This is a genomic window from Nostoc sp. CHAB 5715 (genome assembly GCF_020829685.1).
Taxonomy (GTDB): domain Bacteria; phylum Cyanobacteriota; class Cyanobacteriia; order Cyanobacteriales; family Nostocaceae; genus Nostoc.
The window spans coordinates 1-3,411 of sequence record NZ_JAIVFR010000834.1 but is presented as its reverse complement, the minus strand read 5'-3'; the positions used below and the strand labels follow the sequence as shown (position 1 = coordinate 3,411).

The 3,411-nt window shown below is 41.3% G+C and carries 2 protein-coding genes; both read right to left on the bottom strand.

Annotated elements, in window-relative coordinates; all coding sequences use genetic code 11:
• On the bottom strand, positions 1-2,030 hold a 2,030-nt coding region (locus tag LC574_RS32150; RefSeq protein WP_229457656.1), incomplete at its 3' end, for a CHASE2 domain-containing protein.
• A gap of 615 nt (positions 2,031-2,645) precedes the next feature.
• The coding region (locus LC574_RS32145; RefSeq protein WP_229457655.1) for a vitamin K epoxide reductase family protein at positions 2,646-3,411 on the bottom strand (766 nt) is incomplete at its 5' end.

The window sequence follows — 3,411 nt, the reverse complement described above, 5'->3', positions numbered from 1 at the left end:
CTAGTTAAAATTTTGTCGGCGATTGTACCAGCTATTTGAACATTAGGAATTGCCCGTAAAATCACAGTAAATTCATCGCCACCTAAACGAGAAACTGTATCACTAGCGCGTAAAGAGTTGCTGAGTCGTCGCGCGATAGTTATTAGCAAGCGATCGCCCACCTCGTGTCCCAGAGTATCATTGATTTGCTTAAAGCCATCTAAATCAATAAACAGCAGCCCCAGCACAAACTTGTTGTGTTGCGCCCAATGTAACGATTCGTAAAGTTGCTCGACAAAAAATTTGCGATTGGATAAACCTGTGAGCGGATCGTGATACGCTAAGTGACGCAAGTGGTCTTCTTTGAGTTTTAGTTCCTTGTTAGAGCACAATAGTTCAGCAGCAGTACGTTTTAGCTGTTCTTCCATGAGCTTGCGCTGAGTAATATCTCGGATGACCCCAACTAAAAAGAAATTGCCAGCTGAGTCTTTATGGAGCGATCGCTTAGTGGCAATTTGATGAGTCTGACCATCTGCATTGGTAAATTCTTCTTCATGTTCCTGGGGTTTTTGAGTCCTGAACACAAGATCATCGTGTTGTCGAAACACATCGGCTTCATGTTTAGAGAAAAAGTCATAGTCTGACTTTTCAATTAACAACTTATTCGGATAACCGATAAATCGACAATACGCTTCATTTAAAACAATCCACTGGTGTTGTTCATTTTTCACAAAAATTGGATCGGGAATCGTGTTGATTACGTGATGCAAAAATTCTTTAGAACGTTTCCACTCTTCTTGGATATGGGCAATATGACTGGTAATCCAAATAGCTGAACTGCCAAAGCTAAACAGTGAGGGAATTAGCGGTATCCACCAACCGTACAAGAAAGCAAGGTACGCACTCAGGGTCAATACTACGCAAGAAACTAGGATGCTAAAGAGGCTCTTAGTTGCGTGTCGTATCCGCCATGTCGTGACAGCTCCCAGATAAGACCAAATAAAAATCCACAAGTTTTCCAATAAGTCAGGCCAGACCTTGAGTAATGGTCGTCCTTGCAAAGCTGCTGAGATTAACTCACTAGTAAAATAAGCTTGCAGTTGAATACCAGGTACAGGCTTGGCCGTACCCATTAGACTGCTGGAGTAGGGAATGAATACAAAATCCTGGAGGCTGGGTGCAGTGGAACCAATAAGTATAATCCGATCTTTGATTAAGTTTTCTTTGACTTTACCTGCCAATACATCTCTCATCGACACCTGGCGAAAACTACAAAATTCTCCAGATGAACTTTGACATTTGGGTTTGGGAAAATTAGTTAAAATTTGGTATCCTCTAGCATCAGCTCCCACATAAGCACCATCATTAGCCTCAAAACGAGTAAACGTGGCCTTACCCAATTGCAAATACTCAGGGTTGTTTTTTGCTTTGGTGGGAGTAATATTTTCTGACTTTAAATACAATAAAGCCAACTTCAGAGCAAAACTTTCGTGTACCTGATTATTAACGTGCCAATACAACAAACTGCGACGTACTTTACCATCGAGATCATATAGCACATTGTTAAAGCTCACTTGATCCTTATTTAGCCCCAGTGGAGGTGAAACATTAACGTTTTTGTCATTTGCCAGTAACTCAATACCAATCAAGTTGGGCATTAACTTATAAGCATTACGAAGTTCTTGATTACCAGATCCTACTGGCAAATCTCGGTAGATATCTAAGCCAATAGCACGGGGTTTGTGGACGTTCAATTTTTGTAACAACTGGGCAATCTTCGCATCTGGAATCGGCCACGAACCTACTTCCTTTAAATCGGCTTCATCAATCCCTACGATGGTAATACGCTGTTCTGGCGGTTCATTTGGACGTAAGCGAAAAAATTGATCCAAAGCTGCCAACTCCAAAGATTGTAATAATCCGATGGAGTGCAAAAGCAGGACGCAGATTGCAACGCTGGCGGCAGTAATCAATTCTCTGTTTCCTCGATCAAGCGATTGTTTCAGTTTAAAGATTAACTTTACAAAATGCTTGCCTAGCTGCTGATTCATTCCCATTACACTACTGGGGAGAAATATTCTCTATTTCCTATAGCTATTAACTATCGAATTAACATAGTTCCAGGAGGAGCTAAATAGAGTTTCTAAGAGTTTTTCAATAGCAAATATACTTGGTTTATTTTCTTAAGCTTAAGGTGCTTGCGGATAAAAGCGTAGGAAAATTACTAATTGGATATTAGACATACGTATCAACTTAACGTAAAAGTAATGTCTCGCAAGGAACTTTAGCTCCTTGCTAATAGCAAAAGTCTTTAGTCTACTTCAGTAGACTTTAACTATTAGCCTGGAACTAAAGTTCCAGGTGGGTGAGTCAGCCGACAGTTAAGCTATTTCTAGGCTTTTGTTGACATCAATGGATATTGAACAACACCTATAGGACTTACGCACGAGTTACGGAATAACGAACCGCGAAGGCACGAAGGACACGAAGGAATAAGAGTTGCAGAGAGTTTTTGCGTAAGTCCTGACCTATTATCTATTACCAAAAACAAAAAAGCCAACTGGAAACAGATTTTGCTGTATTCATCCAGTTGACTTTTGACTTTTGACTTTTGACTTCCCCGAAGGGGTTGACTGGGTGTAAACTACACCGTACCACTAGGTCGATTACCTGAAATACTTGAAGTTACGAGGGCCCGTGTAACCAGAAACTTTCGCTAGTTCCTCTAAATTTTGGACTCCGCTATAGCTTTTACCATTGATAATCCAAGTGGGGAAGCCTTCAATTTTTGCGGCTTTACACAGTTCTGTTTGAGCTTTAAGTCCATCGGGAGCGCACTCTACCTTAACATCCTTATTGATTATTTCTTCGGCTTCTTTACCAAAAAGCAGCTTTTGTTCATGGCAGTGAGGACACCAGTAAGCACTGTATTCCTTCGCGCCTACCTTTGCCAGATGCCGTGCTAAGGCTATTTCTGCCTCACCAGAAGTAGTAGTAACTTTCCAACCGAAGGCTGGGTTAGCGTCTCCTTTGGGAGTAAAGGTAATTTTTGCGGGTTGTCCTGGAGTTACAGGTGTAATATTTGATTGATTTACACCAGCATAAACGCCTAAAGTGCCAATCAGCGTCACCATACCCACAATAATGGCGGTAAAGAAGATTTGTCCTATATCCTCCCAAGTTCGACCGATAATCGTCAATACCAAAAGACTCACAGAGAACAAAGCTGAACCGATACAGTAAGGACAAATAGCTTTGATTTGAGATGCTAGCACGTACATTAAGTAGCCGCTAAAGACAGACATTGCGATCGCACCCGTGAGGTCAAAATCTGTTATACTATCGCCGCTAATGACTAAAAAGGTTTCATCAAGAAGTTCAGCAATATTTTTTACACAGCCTGCCGTACCCAGAGGCTGATCTTCTTCGACG